Source organism: Amycolatopsis heterodermiae (assembly GCF_034929455.1).
Taxonomy (GTDB): Bacteria; Actinomycetota; Actinomycetes; order Mycobacteriales; family Pseudonocardiaceae; genus Amycolatopsis; species Amycolatopsis heterodermiae.
The window spans coordinates 38,673-54,671 of record NZ_JAYFSI010000011.1; the positions used below are offsets into that span (position 1 = coordinate 38,673).

Sequence of the window (15,999 nt, forward strand, 5' to 3'; positions counted from 1 at the left end):
CGGCAACAGCCACGACCGCGACCTGGGCGCGTCCCGATGGTGAAGGAGGTGCGGCCGTGGTCCAGCGGTACGTGATGTCCATCGACCAGGGCACCACCTCCACCCGGTGCATCCTGTTCGACGCCCGCGGCCGGCTGGTGTCGGTCGTGCAGCGGGAGCACCAGCAGCACTTCCCGCGGCCCGGCTGGGTCGAGCACGACGCCACCGAGATCTGGCGCAACCTCGCCCGGATCGTCCCGCAGGCCCTCGCCGATGCCGGCGCCACCGCTGATCAGATCGTCGGCCTCGGGATCGCCAACCAGCGGGAGACCACCGTCCTGTGGGACCGGCACACCGGCAACCCCGTCGGGCGGGCGATCGTCTGGCAGGACACCCGCACCGACGCCATGCTCGAACAGCTCGCCCGCGAGCCCGGCGCGGACCGCGTCCGGCAGCTGTGCGGCCTGCCGCTGGCCACCTACTTCTCGGCGCCGCGCATCCGCTGGATGCTGGACCGCACGCCCGGCCTGCGCGAACGCGCCGAGCGCGGTGACGTCCTCTTCGGCACCATCGAGAGCTGGCTGATCTGGAAGCTGACCGGTGGCGTGCACGTCACCGACGTCACCAACGCCTCGCGCACCATGCTGATGAACCTGCGCACCCTGAGCTGGGACGACGAGCTCCTCGGCTTCTTCGGCGTCCCGCGCGCGATGCTGCCGGAGATCCGTTCCTCCACCGAGGTCTACGGCACCACCAGCGAAGTCGTGCCCGGCATCCGGATCGCCGCCGCGCTCGGCGACCAGCAGGCCGCGCTGTTCGGCCAGACCTGCTTCGCGCCCGGCGAGGCGAAGTGCACCTACGGCACCGGCAGCTTCCTGCTGCTCAACACCGGCCCGGAGCCGGTGCTGTCCACCCACGGCATGCTCACCACCGTCGGTTTCAAGATCGGCGACGAGCCCGCGGTGTACGCGCTGGAAGGCTCGATCGCCGTCACCGGGTCGCTGGTGCAGTGGTTCCGCGACGGCCTCGAGCTGATCGGCAGCGCGCCGGAGATCGAGACCCTGGCCAGGACGGTCGACGACAACGGCGGCTGCTACATCGTCCCGGCGTTCTCCGGCCTGTTCGCGCCGCACTGGCACAGCGAGGCCCGCGGCGTGATCGCCGGGCTGACGTCGTACATCACCAAGGGCCACCTCGCGCGGGCGGTGCTGGAGGCGACCGGCTGGCAGACCCGCGAGGTCGTCGACGCCATGAACGCCGACTCGGGCCTGGCCCTCAAGACCCTCAAGGTCGACGGCGGGATGACGGCGGACAACCTGCTCATGCAGTTCGTCGCCGACGTCCTCGACGTCCCGGTCGTCCGCCCGATGGTGGCCGAGACGGTGTCGCTCGGCGCGGCCTACGCGGCCGGGCTGTCCGTCGGGTACTGGCCGGACCTCGAGGGCCTGCGGCGCAACTGGCACCGGGCCGGGCAGTGGCTGCCGGCGATGGACCCGGCCCGCCGCACCACCGAGTACGGGCACTGGCGCCAGGCCGTGGAGCTGACGTTCGGCTGGATGCGCCCCGGCCCGGCGGCGGTCGCGCCCGGCTCGGACCTGGTCGAGGTGCTGCTGGCCGACCACCGCCGGTTCGAGCAGCTGTTCCGCGACCTGCGCAACACCGAGGCCGACCGCCCGGCCCTGGTCGCCGAGCTGGCGGCCCTGCTGGTCGCGCACGCGACGGCGACCGAGCGGATCGTCCGCCCGGAGGCGCCCGGAGAGCTGTTCGCCGACGACCTCCTGGCCGCCCTCGACCCCGACGACTTCGAGAAGGCGTTGCAGCGCCTGGAAAACCTCGTCGACACGCACGTCCGAGGCGAGGAACGCGGTCTGCTCAACGACCTCCGCGCGACAATGTCCACTTCGGACCGGACGGCGCTGGGCCGCGCGTTCGCGGCAGAGCGCCGCCGCCAGCTGGACCTCGGCAGCGGCGACCCCGCGTACATCCGGGACCTCGCCGACCGACTGCGGCTCTAACCCGCTTCCAGGACGAAGAACAGGAAGGTCGGGAAGGTGTCCAGGATCGGGAAGTCGTCCGGGTACACCTCCCGCGCCTCCGGCGTGGGGTGCGGCTCGTGGATGACGGAGATCCGGAAACCGGCTTCGGTGAAGGCGTCGGTCATCGCGTGCAGCGGCTTGTTCCAGAACGTCATCCGGCAGGGCCGGCCCTGCAGCACGAACTCGTCGGTCCAGGTGTAGCGCTCGAAGTAGTCGGGCCGGGGACCTTCCGCGCGGTGCGTGAGGTTGACCATCATCGGGTGGTTGACCGACGCGATGAGCCGCCCGCCGGTGCGCAGCACCCGGTGCAGCTCGGCCAGCGCCGGCTTCCAGTCCGCCAGGTAGTGCAGCACCAGGGACGCCATGACGTCGTCGAAGGCGTCGTCGGGGAAGGGCAGCGGGTCGGCCAGGTCGGCGACGCGCAGGTCCGCGTCGTCACCGAGCCGCTTCCGCGCCTGGTCCACCATCCCGGCGCTCTGGTCGAAGCCGGACACGACGGCACCGCGGTCGCGCAGTGCCGCGAACAGCGGACCCGAGCCGCAGCCGGCGTCGAGGATCCGCCGTCCGGGCACGTCACCGGCGAGGGCCAGGGCCGCGGGCCGTTCGTAGTAGGCGTTCATGAGGCTGGTCTCGTTCTCGGCCGCGTAGGTCCCGGCGAAAGCGTCGTATCCACTCGTCTCCTGAGCCATGCGGCCCATCCTGCACCATTCAGGCCGGGATCCCCTGCGGCACCGAGCCGCCCAGGCGAGCGCGCACGCGGGACGCGAAGAGGTCGTAGCGCGTGGCCATGCGGGCGCCGGGACGGCGGATCGGCGCGTGCGCGGACACCGGGCCCAGGTGCTCGCCGTCGCGGAACTGCTCGCGGGTGAGGTCGAGCTCCAGGCCGCTGGGCAGCCGGTTCCAGTAGTGCAGGCCGGCGCGCTCACCGTCGGGCCGGAACACCTCCGAGCAGAGCAGGACGCCGCCGAGGAGCTCCGCCACGGCCATCGCGGTGACGCTGCAGTGCCCGCCGGCGGGGTTCCCGGCGTCCCAGGTGTCGGACGGGTCGCAGGTCCGCTCGTCCCAGCACTCCCGCAACACGGCTTCGAGCTCCGTCAACGACCACACCACGGTCAGCCACCCCTCCGGATCACGTCCCCCGAACAGTAGCCGCCAACCGAAGGTAACGAAAAGATAACGGCCGAATCGCGGTTTGAACCGCCCCCGACTTCTGGCCGTTTCAGCCAATGCCGGAACCAGTGACACCGGGCGCGGTCCCCGACAGCCGCGCGCGGTGGCACTCCCCCGGGTTCCGCGCGTTCTCCCAGCCGGGCACGCAGCTTTCCTTGTCGTGCCCGGAAAACCTAACGAGGTGAACAACTCCATGTCCCGATCCCCCGCCACGGGCCGGCACCGCATCTCCCGCAGAACGAAGATCGCGACCGGCGGCCTCGCCCTCGCGATCGCCGTCGGCGGCATCGTCGTCGCGACCACCGCCGGCAAGACCGGTGAAGCCAGCGCCGACCCCGCCGACCCGTCGTTCTTCCTGGACATCGCGAAGGTCCCCGCCGGCAACTTCGTGAACAAGGCGCTGCAGCAGAAGGGCGCGCGCGGCACGTTCACGGTGAACTGCGGCCGCAACGAGAACGGCCACTTCAACCCCGACAACTTCATCGCGCAGCCCGGTGTCCGCAACGGCGCCCAGCACCTGCACGACTACGTCGGCAACCTTTCGACGAACGCCGACTCCAACAACAAGAGCCTGTCGAAGGCCGGCACCACCTGCAAGAACGGCGACAAGTCCGCCTACTACTGGCCGGTCGTGCGCATCGACACCGGCGACGAAGAGGCAGCGGCGGCGAACCCGCCCGCCAGCGTGCCGGCCAGCGATCGCGCGGGCGCGGCGAAGGACAACGCGTCCACGCAGGTCGACTGCCCGGACGTCGCGAGCCAGCTGCCCGAAGACGTCCCCGACCAGGCGATGGACGAGGTGAACCGCAACCTCACGCTGATCGACCAGCAGATCGACGAGGCGAACAAGCGGATCGCCAAGGGTGACCTGAAGACCCCGCAGGACGTCCAGAACGCCGTCGTGGGCCCGCTCAAGGACAAGCGGACCGCGGTGCTCGACCGGATCGCCACGGCGATCGGGCGCAACGCGGCCAAGCCGACGAACCTCGGCGGGCTCGCCGCGTGCAAGCTCAAGCAGGGCGGACAGGGCGGCCTGGACAACGGCGGCCAGAACAGCGACGGCGACAAGGGCGCTTCGGCCGGCAAAAAGCAGCAGAAGCAGGCCGACGGCGCGGCCGCGGAACTGCCCGGCGTGAACGACAAGAACGAGGTCGCCGGCAACGACGGCGAGATCCAGCGCGTCCAGTCCGCGACCATCACGTTCACCAGCGGTGGCGCGCGGAAGGTCGTCGCGATGCCGCAGTTCCTGCGCATCCTCTACGGCGACGCCAAGCAGAGCACCAACGGCCCGGCCAACGCCCGGCCGAGCTGGACGTGCACCGGCTTCGAAGACCGGCTGACCGACCACTACCCGATCTGCCCGGGCAACAGCAAGGTCGAGCGGATCCACGCCTTCCCGAACTGCTGGGACGGCAAGAACATCGACAGCACCAACCACCGCACGCACATCGTGTTCGCCGACCAGCAGGGCAAGTGCCCGCAGGGCTTCAAGAACGTGCCGCAGCTGGTGATCAAGCTCGTCTACAACATCCCGCACGACATCCAGGTCAAGGGCCAGTACAAAGTGGACGCCTTCCCGCAGGAGAGCCACAACCCCCGCTCGGACCACGACGACTTCGCCAACGTCATGGGCCAGTGCCTGATGAACCAGGTCGTCAAGTGCATCAACAGCGGCCACCGCTGCTCGCAGTAGCCAGTCGTCCGTGAAGGCCACATCGAGGGACTCCGAGTCCCTCGATGTGGCCTTCACGGACTTTCGGGGTCAGGAAGCCGCGCGGCGCTTGGTCCAGATGTCGTAGGCGACTGCCGCGAGCAGGACGACGCCCTTCACCAGCATCACCCGCTCGCTCGGGGCGCCGATCAGGGACATGCCGTTGTTGATGACGGCCATGATCAGGCCGCCGGTGATCGCGCCGACCACCTTGCCGACGCCGCCCTGGACCGCCGCGCCGCCGATGAAGGCCGCCGCGATCGCGTCCAGCTCGAAGTTGACGCCCGCCGTCGGGCCCGCCTGGTTGAGCCGGCCCGCGAAGATGATCCCGGCCAGGGCCGCCAGCACGCCCATGTTGACGAAGATCCAGAACGTCACCGACTTGACCTTGACGCCCGAGAGCGTCGCGGCCTGCAGGTTGCCGCCCACGGCGTAGATGTGCCGGCCGAACACCGACTTCCCGGCCACCAGCGAGTAACCGAGCACCAGCACGGCCAGCAGGATCAGCACCCAGGGCAGGTTCTTGAACCGGGCCAGCTGCACCACCAGCGCGAGCACGACCACCGCGACCCCGGCGATCTTCAGCAGGAACACCGGGAACGGGTCGACGTCCTGGCCGTAGCCCAGCCGCGCCGAGCGCTTCCGCCACTGCGTGAACCCGATCCCGGCGACGGCCGCGACGCCGGCCAGCAGCGACACCAGATCGGCTCCCCCCAACGGCCCGAGGCCGATGTTGCCCAGGTAGCCGTCGGTGAAGCCGTTGGACAGCGTGCGGATCGCGTCCGGGAACGGGCCGATGCCCTGGTTGCCGAGCACCGTCAGGGTCAGCGCGCGGAACGCGAGCATCCCCGCCAGCGTCACGATGAACGCCGGGATGCCGAAGTAGGCGACCCAGTACCCCTGCCACGCGCCGATCGCCGCGCCGACGACGAGGGTGACCAGCACGGCCAGGAACCACGGCAGGTGCCAGTTCACCATCAGCACCGCCGACACCGCGCCGGTCATCGCGACCACCGACCCGGCGGACAGGTCGATGTGCCCGGAGATGATCACCAGGATCATCCCGATCGCGAGGATCAGCACGTAGGAGTTCTGCACGATGATGTTGGAGATGTTCTGCGGCTCCAGCAGCGCACCACCGGTGAGCACCTCGAACAGCACCACGATCAGCGCGAACGCGACGTAGATGCCGCTCTGGCGCGGGTTGATCGAGATCCGCCGGGCGGAGTGCTCGACCGGCGGCGCGTCGGGCCGCGCTTCGGTCGTGGTCATTCCCGTTCCTTCGTCATGTACTGCATGAGCAGTTCCTGGGTGGCTTCCTCGCGGGTCGCCTGGCCGGTGATCCGCCCGGCCGACAGCGCGTAGATCCGGTCGCAGAGCCCGAGCAGCTCCGGCAGCTCGGAGGAGATGACCAGCACCGCCTTCCCCTGCGCGGCGAGGGCGTTGATGATCGAGTAGATCTCGAACTTGGCGCCGACGTCGATGCCGCGGGTCGGCTCGTCGAGGATCAGCACGTCCGGGTCGGTGAAGATCCACTTGGCCAGCACGACCTTCTGCTGGTTGCCGCCGGAGAGCTTCCCGGTCACGCTGCGCACGGTCGGCGCCTTGATCGAGAGGTCACGGCGGTACCGGGCGGCCGTGTCGTGCTCGGCGTTCTCGTTCACCCAGCCGCGCTTCGCGAGCTTGCCCAGCCCCGCCGCGGACACGTTGCGCTGGATGTCCTCGATGAGGTTGAGCCCGTAGCGCTTCCGGTCCTCGGTGGCGTAGGCGATGCCGTGGCGGACGGCGTCGCGCACCGACCGGACGTCGATCTCCTCGCCGTGCTTGAGGATCCGCCCGGAGATGTCCTTGCCGTAGGACCGGCCGAACACGCTCATCGCGAGCTCGGTGCGGCCGGCGCCCATCAGGCCGGCCAGCCCGACGATCTCCCCGCGCCGCAGCGAAAGCGACGCGTGGTCGACGACGACCCGGCCCGCCTGCGTGGGGCTGTGCACCGTCCAGTCCTCGATCCGCAGGACCTCTTCGCCGATGTCCGGTTCCCGGGGCGGGAACCGGTGCTCGAGGTCGCGCCCGACCATCCCGGTGATGATCCGTTCCTCGGTCAGGCCGGCCGCGTCGAGGGTGTCGATGGTGCGGCCGTCCCGCAGGATCGTGACGGTGTCGGCGATCGCCGTCACCTCACCGAGCTTGTGCGAGATGATCACGCACGTGACGCCGTCGGCCCGCAGCTCGCGCAGCAGGTCGAGCAGGTGCGCCGAGTCCTCGTCGTTGAGCGCCGCGGTCGGCTCGTCGAGGATCAGCAACCGGACCTCTTTGGACAGTGCCTTGGCGATTTCGACGAGCTGCTGCTTGCCGACACCGAGGTCCCGCACCGGCGTCACCGGGTTTTCGGCGAGGCCGACGCGCCGCAGGAGCGCGCCGGCCTCGTGGTTGGTGCGGTTCCAGTCGATCCAGCCCCGCTTGTCGCGTTCGTTGCCGAGGAAGATGTTCTCCGCTATCGAGAGCTGCCCGCACAGCGCGAGCTCCTGGTGGATGATCACGATTCCGCGCCGCTCACTGTCGCGCACCGAACCGAACTCGCACCGCTGCCCGTCGAAGTGGATCTCGCCGTCGTACGTCCCGTGCGGGTAGACGCCGGAAAGCACCTTCATCAAGGTGGACTTCCCGGCGCCGTTCTCCCCGCAGATCGCGTGGATCTCGCCGCTGTTCACGGAAAGGGTGACGTCCGACAGCGCCTTGACCCCGGGGAAGGTCTTGGTGATCCCGCGCATGCCGAGCAGTTCGGTCATTTCAGCTGACCCGCCGTGTAGTAGCCGGAGTCGACGAGCTCCTTCTGGTAGTTGGCCTTGTCCACGGTCACCGGCTGCAGCAGGAACGACGGGACGACCTTCTTGCCGTTGTCGTAGTCGGTGGTGTTGTTGACCTCGGGCTTGCCGCCCTTGAGCACGGCGTCGGCCATCTTCACCGTGGTGTCGGCGAGGATGCGCGTGTCCTTGAAGATCGTCGAGTACTGCTCGCCGGCGATGATGGACTTGACCGACGCGACCTCGGCGTCCTGCCCGGTGACCACCGGGTACGGCTGGCCGGCGGTGCCGTAGCCGTTGCTCTTCAGGGCGGAGAGGATGCCGATCGAGAGGCCGTCATACGGCGAAAGCACGCCCGCGACCTTCGCGCCACCGGTGTAGGTCTTGGTGAGCAGGTCCTCCATGCGCCGCTGCGCGGTGGCCGGGTCCCAGCGCAGGATCGCCGCGCGGGCGAAGTCGGTCTGGGTGCTCTTGACGACGAGCTTGCCGCTGTCCATCAGGGGCTTGAGCACGGACATCGCGCCGTTGAAGAAGAACGTCGCGTTGTTGTCGTCGGGCGACCCGGCGAACAGCTCGACGTTGAACGGGCCGGCGCCGGTGCCGAGGCCCTTGACCAGCGAGTTCGCCTGCTCGACGCCGACCTTGAAGTTGTCGAAGGTGGCGTAGTAGTCGACGTTCGGCGAGTTGCGGATCAGCCGGTCGTAGGCGATGACCGGGATCTTGCGGTCGGCCGCCTCCTGCAGCTGCGTGGTGATCGCGGTGCCGTCGATCGAGGCGATGACCAGCAGCTTCGCGCCCTTGGTGATCTGGTTCTCGATCTGGTTGACCTGCGTCGGGATGTCGTTCTCGGCGTACTGCAGGTCGACCTTGTAGCCGAGCTTCTCCAGCGCGGCCTTGATGTTGTCGCCGTCGTGGATCCAGCGCTCCGACGACTTGGTCGGCATGGTGACGCCGACCAGCCCGCCCGCCGCGCTCGCGGCACCGGAGGCCGGCGCCTGGTCGGCGGTCTTCTGGCTCGAACCGCACGCCGACAGCGTGAGCACGAGCCCCGCGGCGGCGATCCCCGCCATTGTTCTGGTGAACTTCATTGTTCCTCTTCCTTTCTCAGAAGCCGATTCAGAAGCCTTGAGCGAGCCGGTGGTACGCCTGGTTCCAGCGGATGCGGTCGGCGAAGCCGTGCGGCGTGGTGTCCTTGTCGATCACCAGCAGCTCGACGCCGAGCAGGTTCGCGAAGTCGCGAAGGGTCTCCGTGCCCACGGCCTGGGTGAGCACGGTGTGGTGCGGGCCGCCCGCGGTGATCCACGACTCCGCGGACGTCGCCAGCGTCGGCGCCGGCTGCCACACCGCTCGCGCGACCGGCAGGTTCGGCAGCGGCTCGTCGGGCGGGACGACGTCGATCTCGTTGGCCACCAGCCGGAACCGGTCGCCGAGGTCGACCAGGCCGAGGGTGACGCCGGGCCCGGGCGCGGCGTCGAACACCAGCCGCACGGGGTCCTCGCGCCCGCCGATGCCCAGCGGGTGGATCTCGCACGACGGCGTCTCGGCGGCGATGCTCGGGCAGACCTCGAGCATGTGCGCGCCGAGGATCTTCGGCGTGCCCGGCCCGAAGTGGTAGGTGTAGTCCTCCATGAACGACGTCCCGCGCCCGGTGCCGGTGCCCATCGCCTTCACCGCGGCGAGCAGCGCGGACGTCTTCCAGTCGCCTTCGCCGCCGAAGCCGTACCCGTCGGCCATCAGCCGCTGGACCGCGAGGCCCGGCAGCTGGCGGAGGCCGCCGAGGTCCTCGAAGTTCGTCGTGAACGCGCCGAAGCCGCCGTCGTCGAGGAACTTCCGCAACCCGGCCTCGATCTTCGCCGCGTAGCGCAGCGACTCGTGCCGCGCTCCCCCGGCGGCCAGTTCCGGGACGATGGCATAGTCCTCGGCGTACCGCTCCAGCAGATCGTCCACATCGGACACCGCGTCGACCAGCTCGACGAGTTCGTTGACGCCGTAGGTGTTGACCGAGACGCCGAACCGCAGCTCGGCCTCGACCTTGTCCCCTTCGGTGACCGCGACGTCGCGCATGTTGTCGCCGAATCGGGCCAGGCGCAGGTTCCGCAGGTGGTCGGCGCCGATCGCCGCGCGCGCCCACGCGTCGATGCGGGCCACGACGACCGGGTCGGTGACGTGCCCGGCCACCGTCTTGCGCGGAATGCCCAAGCGCGTCTGGACGAACCCGAACTCGCGGTCGCCGTGCGCGGCCTGGTTGAGGTTCATGAAGTCCATGTCGATCGTGGACCACGGGAGCGCCTCGTTGAGCTGGGTGTGCAGGTGCAGCAACGGCTTGCGCAGCGCGTCCAGCCCGGTGATCCACATCTTCGCCGGCGAGAACGTGTGCATCCAGGCGATCACGCCGACGCAGGCGGCGTCGGCGTTGGCCTCCTGCAGCACCCGGCGGATCGAGGACGCCTCGGTCAGCACCGGCTTGCCGACGATCTCGGCCGGCAGCCCGCCGGCGCCCGCCAGCAGCTGCTGGATGCGCAGGGACTGGCCGGCGACCTGCTCGAGGGTCTCCTCGCCGTAGAGGGCCTGGCTCCCGGTCAGGAACCAGAGCTGCGGTTTGGCCGCGGAAGTCATCGTTCTCCTCATCGCGATCATTGCTGGCCGTAGACGTTCTGGTACCGGGCGTAGAGCCGGTCGACGTCCTCGGGCGGCAGGGGTTCGGGCGTGCCCAGCTCGAAGGCCTTGTGCACGGTGCGGGCGACGTCCTCGACCATCACCGCGGCCTTGACGGCGTCACGGGCGGTGCGCCCGACGGTGAACGGGCCGTGGCTGCGCATCAGCACGGCCTTGGAGCGGCTGGTGCGCAGGGTCTCGACGAGGCCGCGGCCGATCGAGTCGTCGCCGATCAGGGCGAACGGCCCGACCGGGACGTCACCGCCGAACTCGTCGGCGATCATCGTGAGCACGCACGGGATCGGCTCGCCGCGCGCGGCCCACGCCGTCGCGTAGGTCGAGTGCGTGTGGACGACCCCACCGATCTCCGGCATGTGCCGGTAGACGTAGGCGTGCGCGGCGGTGTCGGACGACGGCGCCAGCTCCCCGTGCACCAGCTCACCGTGCAGGTCGGTGACCACCATGGTGTCGGCGGACAGGTCGTCGTAGGACACCCCGGACGGCTTGATGACCATCAGGTCGCGGCCGGGGACCCGCGCCGAGACGTTGCCCGCGGTCCAGATGACCAGCGCGTTGCGGGTCAGCTCGCCGTGCAGGCTCGCCACGGTCTCCCGCAGTTCCGCGATGGTGTCGAGGACTTCGCCGGTCAGGGACATCAGGACCGTCCTTTCGCGACAGCTCGGCGGCGGGCGGCCAGCCGGTGCATGACGTCGTTGGTGCCGCGGCCGAAGTAGTCGTGCAGGGTGGTGTACTCGGCGTACAGCTCGTCGTAGGCCGTGACGTGCGCGGGCACCGGCTCGTACACCGCGGAGCGGGCCGAGCCCATCGCCCCGGCCGCCGCGCGGATGTCCGGGTAGGCCCCGGCCGCGACGGCGGCGTGGATCGCGGAGCCGAGGGCGGGCGCCTGCGCCGAGCCGACGACCGAGAGCGGCAGGTTGGTGACGTCGGCGTAGATCTGCATCAGCAGGGCGTTCTTCGTCAGGCCGCCCGCGACGATCAGCTCGGTGACCGGGATGCCGGCCTCGGCGAACGTCTCGACGATCTTGCGGGTGCCGAACGCGGTGGCCTCCAGCAGCGCGCGGTAGACGTCCTCGGCGCGAGTGGCCAGGGTCTGCCCGACGACGACGCCGGAGAGGTCGTGGTCGACCAGGACCGAGCGGTTGCCGCTGTGCCAGTCGAGCGCGACGAGCCCGTGTTCGCCGACTTCCTGCCGGGCGGCGAGCCGGGTGAGCTCGTCGTGGCTTTCGCGGGCGAAGTGCCCGGCGAACCAGCCGAAGATGTCACCGACGCCGCTCTGCCCGGCTTCGTACCCCCACAGGCCCGGCACGATCCCGCCGTCGACGACCCCGCACATGCCGGGGACCTCGCGCAGCTCGGCGCCGTTCACGACGTGGCACGTCGAGGTGCCCATGATCGCGACCAGCTGCCCGGGTTCGACGGCCCGCGCGGCGGGGGCGGTGACGTGCGCGTCGACGTTGCCGACGGCGACCGCGATCCCCTCCGGCAGGCCCGTCCACGCGGCGGCCTCGGCGGTGAGCGTGCCCGCCCGGTCGCCCAGCTGCCCGAGCGGGTGCTCGAGCTTGTCGGCCACGAAGGACTCGAAGCCCGGCGCCAGCTCGCGGAGGAAGTCGCGGCTCGGGTACTGGCCGTCCTGCAGGATGCCCTTGTACCCGGCGGTGCAGGCGTTGCGGACGTAGGAGCCGGTCAGCTGCCAGACGATCCAGTCGGCCGCCTCGACCCAGTGGCGCGTCGCCGCGTAGACGTCCGGCGCCTCTTCGAACAGCTCGAGGCCCTTGGCGAACTCCCACTCCGACGAGATCAGCCCGCCGTAGCGCGGCAGCCACTTCTCACCGCGGGCGCGGGCCAGCTCGTTGATCCGGTCGGCCTGCGGCTGGGCGGCGTGGTGGCGCCAGAGCTTGACGTAGGCGTGCGGGTTCTCGGCGAACTCGGGCAGCTCGCACAGCGGCGTTCCGTCCACTGTGGCCGGAACCATCGTGCAGGCGGTGAAGTCGGTGCCGATGCCGAGCACGTCGGCGGGGTCCGCGCCGGCGTCGGCCAGCGCGGCGGGGACGGCGGTGCGCAGGACGTCGACGTAGTCCGAGGGCACCTGCAGCGCCCACTCCGGCGGCAGCGCCCGCCCGGTCGCCGGGAGCTCGCGGTCGACGACGCCGTGGCGGTACTCCGTCACGGCGCTGCCCAGCTCGGCACCGTCCCGCACGCGGACGACGACCGCGCGCCCGGAGAGCGTGCCGAAGTCGACGCCGACGACGAGGGGATCTGCTGACACTGCCGGTTCACTTCCTTCTGTTAGCGCTAACACTCGCGAGTGTTATCTCGGTCCGGTGCTCTCTCGCACGATCAACTCGGGCGCGACCAGCGCGCGGTCGTGCCGGTCACCGCCGCTCATCCGCGCGGCCAGCAGGCCGAACGTGCGGCGGCCGAGTTCGATGAAGTCCTGCCGGACCGTGGTGAGCGGCGGCGTGAAGAAGGCCGCCTCGGGGACGTCGTCGAAGCCCGCGACGCGGACGTCGCCGGGCACCGAGATACCGGCTTCGGCGAACGCGCGCAGCAGGCCGAGGGCCATCTGGTCGTTGGCGGTGAAGACGGCGTCCAGGTCCTTTTCCCGGGCCAGCGCCCGGCCCGCGTCGTAGCCGGAGCGCGAGCTCCAGTCACCGCGGACGACCTTCGGCACCGGAGCGCCGTGGCGTTCGAGGGTTTCGCGCCAGCCGGCCTCGCGGTCGAGTGCTTCCAGCCAGTCCTCCGGCCCGGCGACGTGCCAGACCGTGCGGTGGCCCAGGGCCAAGAGGTGTTCGGTGGCGCGGCGGGCGCCGTCGCGCTGGTCGACGGCGATCACCGGGACCGGCGCGTCGTCCCCGCCGCCGACGGCGACGAGCGGGATGTCGGCGGGCGCGGCCTCCAGGGCCCGCCCGGCGGTGACGTGCGGGGCGATGACGATGATGCCTTCGACCGCCTGGCCGCGCAGGTTCTCGACGGCGTCCGCGATGGACGACCGGCCGGGACGGCTGACGCTGGAGATCGTGATCGCGAACCCGGCTTCGCGGGCGGCGTTCTCGATGCCGTAGAGCGTGCTGGCCGGACCGTACAGATTGGACTCGAGGGCGAGCACGCCGAGGGTGCCGGTGCGCCCGGTGACCAGCGCGCGGGCGGCGGAGTTCGGGCGGTAGCCCAGTTCCTCGATCGCGGCGAGCACCCGGGCCCGGGTCGTGGGCCGCACCGGGCCGGTCCCGTTGATGACGCGGGAGACGGTCATGTGCGACACCCCGGCCCGCCCGGCGACGTCGGTCAGGCTCGGCTGCCGGGCCCCGTTGAGGGGTCCACCAGGGCGCGCTCGTTCGGCCACCGACAACCCCTTCCGTCCCCGTCGACGTGGTCCCCGTCACTCGTTCAGGTGACGGCGAGGAGTCAGTGTTAGCGATAACACCAGCGCGGTCAAGCCCGATGGCCGTAACGGTCTCGTCACGCGAGCCGGACGGCCGGCGGCGATTTCGACGCGTTCGACCAGCGGTTTTGGTGAACAATTCACCGCGGGTCCGCGGGCGGCTGCTGGATCGTGGTCTGCCGCGGCTGTCGTGAGTGTTCAGGAGGGTTCTAACCCTCCTAAACACTCACGACCGGCTACAGGGTCAGGGTGGCGGCCACCGGGAGGTGGTCGGAGCCCGTCGCGGGGAGGGTCCAGGCCGCCGTGGGACGGGCGCCCGTCACGAAGATCTGGTCGATCCGGGCCAGCGGCAGCGAGGCCGGCCAGCTGAAGCCGAAGCCGTCGCCAGCCTCGTCCTGGGCCGACTGCATGCGGCTGGTGATCGGGGTGAGGGCACGGTCGTCGGTGGTGCCGTTGAAGTCGCCGACCAGGACCTTGCGCGGGGCCGGGTCAGCGAAAAGAGCGTCGGAGAGGAGACCCAGCGCCGCGTCGCGGCCGTTCGCCGTGAAGCCCGAGTCGACGCGGACCCGCACCGACGGCAGGTGGGCCACGAACACCACGACCGGCCCTTTTGGACTGTCCACAGTGGTCCGCAGCGCGCGGGTCCACGGCATGATCGCCACCGGCTCGGTGTCGCGGATCGGGTAGGTGCTCCAGATCCCGACCGTGCCCTGCACCGAGTGGTGCGGGTACGCCGCGGCCAGCGCGTCCTCGTACTTCGGCACCTCGGAGCGCTTCAGCTCCTCCAGCGCGATCACCTGCGCGCCCGACGCGGCCAGCGCCCGCGCGGTACCCGCCGGATCCGGGTTCTCGTCGTTCACGTTGTGGGAGACGATCGTGAGGTCTCCGCCGGTGCCGCGCTTGTCGAAGACCCGGCCGCCGAAGGACACACCCCAGACGAGCGCGGGCAGCAACAGCGCCACCAACGCCAGGGCCGAACGCCGGATCAGCGCCGCCACCAGCAGCGGCACCAAGAGCAGGCCGGCCCACGGCAGGAACGTCTCCAGCAGGCTGCCGGCGTTGCCCGCCCAGTTCGGCACCAGCGGGTGCGCGAGCAGCAGCAGCGCCGTCAGGACGGCGAACACCGCGACGACCCGGCCGCGCCGCCAAGGCCCCCTGCGCACGGGCGGCACGGTGATCGGTTCGGTCACCGCGGTCATCGGGTCGCCGCCGGGAGCTGCTGCTGGATCGCGGCGATGAGCGTCTCGCTGGCGGCCAGCGCGGCCTGCAGCCCGGCCGACGGGGTCCCGCCGGGGTTCTGGTGCAGCACCACCCCGAGGATCAGCGCGCCGCCCGGCGTCCGGGCCGCCCACATCAGGGCGCCGCCGGCCGCGGTCGACGAGCCCGTCTTCAGCCCGATCACGCCGGAGCGCCCGAGCAGGGTGTTCGTGTTGACGACGGCGCCGGGCACCCCGTCCACGCGCAGGCTCGGCGTGGCGACGAGCGAGCGGACGACCTCGTCCTTCATCACCTCGCGGGCGAGCTTGAGCTGGTCCTCGGCGGTGCTGGTCGTCGAGTCCTCGACGCCGCTGGCGCCGGTGTAGGTCGTGCTGGTCATGCCGAGGTCGGCCGCCGCGCGGTTCATCTTCGCGACGAACGCGTCCTGGCTCCCGGCGTCCCACCGGGCGAGCAGCCGGGCGACGTTGTTGCCGGACGGGATGAGCATCAGCGCGAGCAGGTCGCGCTGGCCGATCGTGCGGCCCGCCCGGACCGGCGCGGTCGACTCCTCGGCCGACGTCGACTCGTCCTGCGCCTGCTGGTCGACGGTGATCCGCGGGCCCGCGTCACCCGGAGCGAGCGGGTGGTCCTTGAGCACCACGTAGGCGGTCATCACCTTCGTGACGCTGGCGATCGGGACCGGCGTCCGCTCCCCGTGGGTGCCGAGCGAGCCCAGGCCCTGCACCTCGGCGGTGGCCTGGCCGCCGGCCGGCCACGGCAGCGGCAGGTCGAGGGCGGGCCGCGCGGGAACCGCCTGGCCCGCCACCGACGGCGGGAAGACGACCCAGGCGGCCGCGGCGAGCGCCACCGCCCCCGCGGCGGCGAACCCGCTCGCGGCGGGCGGGAAACGAAAGCGGGCCATGGATCTCCTCCGGGTGCCGGGGTGCGCCGCTCGAGCGCACCCCGGTCACTCTGTCCGGGGAAGATCGCCGTCCCGTCGGGGTTGTTCGACAGGTCTGAACCAGAAGTGTCACGGTTCTGTACTGA

The 15,999-nt window shown here is 70.8% G+C and carries 13 protein-coding genes; 2 read left to right on the plus strand and 11 right to left on the minus strand.

What is annotated here, in order from left to right; all coding sequences use genetic code 11:
- Positions 1-56: 56 nt before the first annotated feature.
- The gene (gene glpK, locus VA596_RS36015) at positions 57-1,994 is read left to right on the plus strand and encodes a glycerol kinase GlpK (protein ID WP_323333171.1); all 1,938 of its coding nucleotides are present in this window, start codon (positions 57-59) and stop codon (positions 1,992-1,994) included.
- Here the strand turns inward: glpK and VA596_RS36020 are convergent.
- Positions 1,991-2,704: a class I SAM-dependent methyltransferase gene (locus tag VA596_RS36020; RefSeq protein ID WP_323333173.1), complete on the minus strand. Its 714-nt coding sequence runs from the start codon at positions 2,702-2,704 to the stop codon at positions 1,991-1,993. The genes glpK and VA596_RS36020 overlap by 4 nt on opposite strands.
- 19 nt (positions 2,705-2,723) lie before the next feature.
- A complete protein-coding gene (locus VA596_RS36025; protein ID WP_323333175.1) occupies positions 2,724-3,113 on the minus strand; it encodes a YunG family protein in 390 nt (129 codons plus the stop codon).
- Positions 3,114-3,378: 265 nt separating this feature from the next.
- Between VA596_RS36025 and VA596_RS36030 the strand changes: the two genes are divergently transcribed.
- Positions 3,379-4,878, plus strand: a complete 1,500-nt coding sequence (locus VA596_RS36030) for a DUF1996 domain-containing protein (RefSeq protein WP_323333177.1) — start codon at positions 3,379-3,381, stop codon at positions 4,876-4,878.
- Between the two features lie 69 nt (positions 4,879-4,947).
- Here VA596_RS36030 and mmsB read toward each other — a convergent pair whose 3' ends face one another.
- From mmsB to VA596_RS36075, 9 genes are all read right to left on the minus strand, one after another.
- Entirely contained in the window at positions 4,948-6,168 is a 1,221-nt protein-coding gene (gene mmsB / locus VA596_RS36035; protein WP_323333178.1) for a multiple monosaccharide ABC transporter permease, read from the minus strand.
- Positions 6,165-7,685 (minus strand): multiple monosaccharide ABC transporter ATP-binding protein, encoded by a 1,521-nt coding sequence (gene mmsA, locus VA596_RS36040; RefSeq protein WP_323333180.1) that lies wholly within the window; start codon positions 7,683-7,685, stop codon positions 6,165-6,167. The genes mmsB and mmsA overlap by 4 nt, the downstream gene beginning before the upstream one ends.
- On the minus strand, positions 7,682-8,788 hold the full coding sequence (gene chvE / locus VA596_RS36045) for a multiple monosaccharide ABC transporter substrate-binding protein (RefSeq protein WP_323333182.1): 1,107 nt from the start codon (positions 8,786-8,788) through the stop codon (positions 7,682-7,684). Before chvE ends, mmsA begins: the two co-directional genes overlap by 4 nt.
- Before the next feature lie 28 nt (positions 8,789-8,816).
- On the minus strand, positions 8,817-10,316 hold the full coding sequence (gene araA, locus VA596_RS36050; protein WP_323333184.1) for an L-arabinose isomerase: 1,500 nt from the start codon (positions 10,314-10,316) through the stop codon (positions 8,817-8,819).
- 17 nt (positions 10,317-10,333) lie between these two features.
- The gene (locus tag VA596_RS36055) at positions 10,334-11,011 is read right to left on the minus strand and encodes an L-ribulose-5-phosphate 4-epimerase (RefSeq protein ID WP_323333186.1); all 678 of its coding nucleotides are present in this window, start codon (positions 11,009-11,011) and stop codon (positions 10,334-10,336) included.
- Positions 11,011-12,642 carry a ribulokinase gene (araB, locus tag VA596_RS36060; protein WP_323333188.1) on the minus strand — a complete coding sequence of 544 codons (1,632 nt, stop codon included), beginning with the start codon at positions 12,640-12,642 and terminating at the stop codon, positions 11,011-11,013. The genes VA596_RS36055 and araB overlap by 1 nt, the downstream gene beginning before the upstream one ends.
- A 42-nt stretch (positions 12,643-12,684) precedes the next feature.
- Positions 12,685-13,716: a LacI family DNA-binding transcriptional regulator gene (locus VA596_RS36065; RefSeq protein ID WP_323333190.1), complete on the minus strand. Its 1,032-nt coding sequence runs from the start codon at positions 13,714-13,716 to the stop codon at positions 12,685-12,687.
- A gap of 275 nt (positions 13,717-13,991) precedes the next feature.
- Entirely contained in the window at positions 13,992-14,954 is a 963-nt protein-coding gene (locus tag VA596_RS36070; protein ID WP_410171957.1) for an endonuclease/exonuclease/phosphatase family protein, read from the minus strand.
- The gene (locus VA596_RS36075; protein WP_323333194.1) at positions 14,951-15,874 is read right to left on the minus strand and encodes a D-alanyl-D-alanine carboxypeptidase family protein; all 924 of its coding nucleotides are present in this window, start codon (positions 15,872-15,874) and stop codon (positions 14,951-14,953) included. The genes VA596_RS36070 and VA596_RS36075 overlap by 4 nt, the downstream gene beginning before the upstream one ends.
- Positions 15,875-15,999: the final 125 nt, after the last annotated feature.

What these genes read in the sequence shown, in the direction of transcription:
- VA596_RS36055 (WP_323333186.1), bottom strand. Translation starts at nt 11,011, where the DNA reads ATGTCCCTGACCGGCGAAGTCCTCGACACCATCGCGGAACTGCGGGAG.
- araA (WP_323333184.1), bottom strand. Translation starts at nt 10,316, where the DNA reads ATGACTTCCGCGGCCAAACCGCAGCTCTGGTTCCTGACCGGGAGCCAG.
- VA596_RS36070 (WP_410171957.1), bottom strand. Translation starts at nt 14,954, where the DNA reads ATGACCGCGGTGACCGAACCGATCACCGTGCCGCCCGTGCGCAGGGGG.
- mmsB (WP_323333178.1), bottom strand. Translation starts at nt 6,168, where the DNA reads ATGACCACGACCGAAGCGCGGCCCGACGCGCCGCCGGTCGAGCACTCC.
- VA596_RS36020 (WP_323333173.1), bottom strand. Translation starts at nt 2,704, where the DNA reads ATGGCTCAGGAGACGAGTGGATACGACGCTTTCGCCGGGACCTACGCG.
- chvE (WP_323333182.1), bottom strand. Translation starts at nt 8,788, where the DNA reads ATGAAGTTCACCAGAACAATGGCGGGGATCGCCGCCGCGGGGCTCGTG.
- VA596_RS36075 (WP_323333194.1), bottom strand. Translation starts at nt 15,874, where the DNA reads ATGGCCCGCTTTCGTTTCCCGCCCGCCGCGAGCGGGTTCGCCGCCGCG.
- mmsA (WP_323333180.1), bottom strand. Translation starts at nt 7,685, where the DNA reads ATGACCGAACTGCTCGGCATGCGCGGGATCACCAAGACCTTCCCCGGG.
- VA596_RS36030 (WP_323333177.1), top strand. Translation starts at nt 3,379, where the DNA reads ATGTCCCGATCCCCCGCCACGGGCCGGCACCGCATCTCCCGCAGAACG.